Here is a 2,568-nt window from a genome sequence, read left to right on the forward strand (position 1 = left end):
GGACGAAACCGCTGTCGCGGTAGTCTCCGAGCCGGCGTGTGTGTTTTGCACAGGGGGATGTGCGTGCCTATGTTGTGAATTGAGGCAATTGGCCTCGTTCACAACAGGAGCACAGCCATGGAATCATCGAATCAACCCGTCTCCCCACTGCGCCAACGCATGCTGGAGGACATGCGCATGCGCCAACTCGCGCCCAAGACCCAATCTGCCTATATCCGTGCCGTCAGTCGATTCGGGGAATTTCTGGGCAAGTCCCCTCACACCGCCAGCGTTGAAGACCTTCGCCGCTTTCAACTGCACCTGGTGGACGCAGGCACCTCGCCCATTACCCTCAACGCAACGATCACCGGGTTGACGTTCCTCTTTGACGTCACACTGGGTTGCAAAGACGTCATGGCCAGGATGCAGTCGGTGCGCGTTCCCCAAAGGCTTCCCGTGGTTTTGAGCAAGGAAGAGGTGGGTAGACTTATTGCGGCAGTCGGCCACATCAAACACCAGACTGCGTTATCGGTGGCCTATGGCACCGGGCTGCGTGTCGGTGAAGTGGTTGCCATCAAGGTAGGAGACATCGACAGCCAGCGCATGACGCTGCGCGTGGAGCAGGGCAAAGGCCGCAAGGACCGGTATGCCATGCTCTCGCCGATATTGCTGGAACGTATGCGTGTGTGGTGGCGTGTGGCGCGCGCCCAAGGCAAGATGCTCGATGGTGGCTGGCTGTTTCCGGGCCTGGACCCTCTTGAGGCGCTGAGCACCCGCCAACTCAACCGGGCCGTCCACGACGCTGCCACCTTGGCCAGGATCGACAAGCGCGTCTCCATGCACAGCTTGAGGCATGCTTTTGCGACTCACCTGCTGGAACAGAAGGTCGACATCCGCGTGATTCAGGTGCTGCTGGGCCACAAGCGCCTGGACACCACGGCACAGTATGTCCAGGTGGCCACCGAGATCCTGCGCGAAGTGATCAGCCCATTGGAAACACTGCGACCCTCGTAAGAATCACGCCATGGGCCACAGCGCCCTGGAGGTCGCGGACATCTTCCGTGCCCATGGGCCTGCCTTGCGGCTTGCTCAAGCCTCGCATTTGAGCCTGGGTCAGCTCAAGGTCATGTCAGCCATCGAGCAGTGCCGTACCGCGGCGCTGGGAGGACACGTGCTTCGCTGTCCTGACTGTGCGCAGATTGAGGTAGCCTACAACTCATGCCGTAACCGGCATTGCCCCAAGTGCCAGGCCAATGCAGCCAAACGCTGGTTGGAGGCCCGGCAAGTCGATCTCCTGCCGGTGGACTACTACCACGTGGTCTTCACCTTACCCGCACCCATCAGCGCTATTGCCTATTACAACAAGGCCATCGTCTACGGTCTGCTGTTTGAGGTTGCTGCCGAAGTGCTGGGCACCATCGCAGCGGACCCCAGGCATCTGGGGGCACAGGTCGGGGTCACCCTTGTTCTGCACACCTGGGGGTCGGCACTCACGCACCATCCTCATGTGCATGGAATCGTTCCAGGTGGTGGTCTCTCGCCAGACGGCAAACGTTGGGTTTCCTGCAAGCCGGGGTTCTTCCTGTCGGTGCGGGTGCTCTCACGTCTGTTTCGCCGACGCTTCCTGGAAGAACTCGTTGCTGTGCACCGCGCGGGCAAGCTGCAGTTCTTTGGCGAATACGCAGGACTGGCCGATCAAAAGTCCTTTGCCAAGTGGCTTGCGCCAGTGCGCCAATGTGAGTGGGTGGTCTATGCCAAGCGTCCGTTTGCTGGCCCCGAGGCGGTGTTGGCGTATCTGTCGCGCTATACGCACCGGGTGGCGATTGCCAATTCCCGCCTTGTCGCCCTCGATGAGCGCGGCGTCACATTCCGCTGGAAGGACTACCGCGACAAGGGCAACCAGGACAAGCCGCGACACAAGACGATGACACTCAGCGCCGATGAGTTCATGCGCCGTTTCTTGCTGCATGTGCTGCCCAGCGGGTTTCACCGCATCCGCCACTTCGGACTGCTTGCCAATAACGGGCGCAAAGAGAAGATTGCGCTGGCGCGTGTGCTTTTGAATGTGGCGCCTGTTGTCGTAGCCCCCGAGGCCAAGGGTGCTGATGCGCCTGCCGATCTCGTTCGGCCAAACTTCGTCTGCGCTCACTGTGGTGCGCAGATGATCCTCATCGAGACCTTTGTGCGGGGGCAAGCTATCCGAGCGCCACCACAGGTGAGAGGTGTTGCATGAAGTCACCCACAGATTGGTGGCGCAACCTTCAACTGACCTTGCTTCGCAGCGGGTCAGCAGGGGGAGGATTGGTCGCGCCACGCTTTGGGGGGGCTTGCGCCCTGCGGCGTCATCCAAACTATTGGCGTTTGCGCTGGCGTTTCATGGAAATTAGCGCGGCACAGACCGGCCAGTTGTACTGCCGTGCACTTGCGCCACACTCGCATTCATTCAAATCGCCATAGCTGCGGTATCAAACAGGGCCCGTTGCTGGCCCCGCGGTTTCCTCCCTCGAGGCTTGTACGACGCCCGCCCTTCAGTTCACTCCTGTCGCAACTGGTGCGCCGCTGCGGGTGGGCATCCTACAACCCTTAACA

The 2,568-nt window shown here is 60.6% G+C and carries 2 protein-coding genes; both read left to right on the forward strand.

Annotated features, from left to right (window positions below; genetic code table 11):
• Positions 1–117 precede the first annotated feature (117 nt).
• Positions 118–993 carry a tyrosine-type recombinase/integrase gene (locus tag AC097N_RS21150; protein WP_479584041.1) on the forward strand — a complete coding sequence of 292 codons (876 nt, stop codon included), beginning with the start codon at positions 118–120 and terminating at the stop codon, positions 991–993.
• 10 nt (positions 994–1,003) lie between these two features.
• The gene (locus AC097N_RS21155) at positions 1,004–2,212 is read left to right on the forward strand and encodes an IS91 family transposase (RefSeq protein ID WP_479584042.1); all 1,209 of its coding nucleotides are present in this window, start codon (positions 1,004–1,006) and stop codon (positions 2,210–2,212) included.
• Positions 2,213–2,568: the final 356 nt, after the last annotated feature.

This window comes from Rhodoferax sp. LS1R11, assembly GCF_056521395.1.

Excerpts from the sequence above, each read along its gene's own strand:
- AC097N_RS21150 (WP_479584041.1), top strand. The coding sequence starts at position 118 with ATGGAATCATCGAATCAACCCGTCTCCCCACTGCGCCAACGCATGCTG.
- AC097N_RS21155 (WP_479584042.1), top strand. The coding sequence starts at position 1,004 with ATGGGCCACAGCGCCCTGGAGGTCGCGGACATCTTCCGTGCCCATGGG.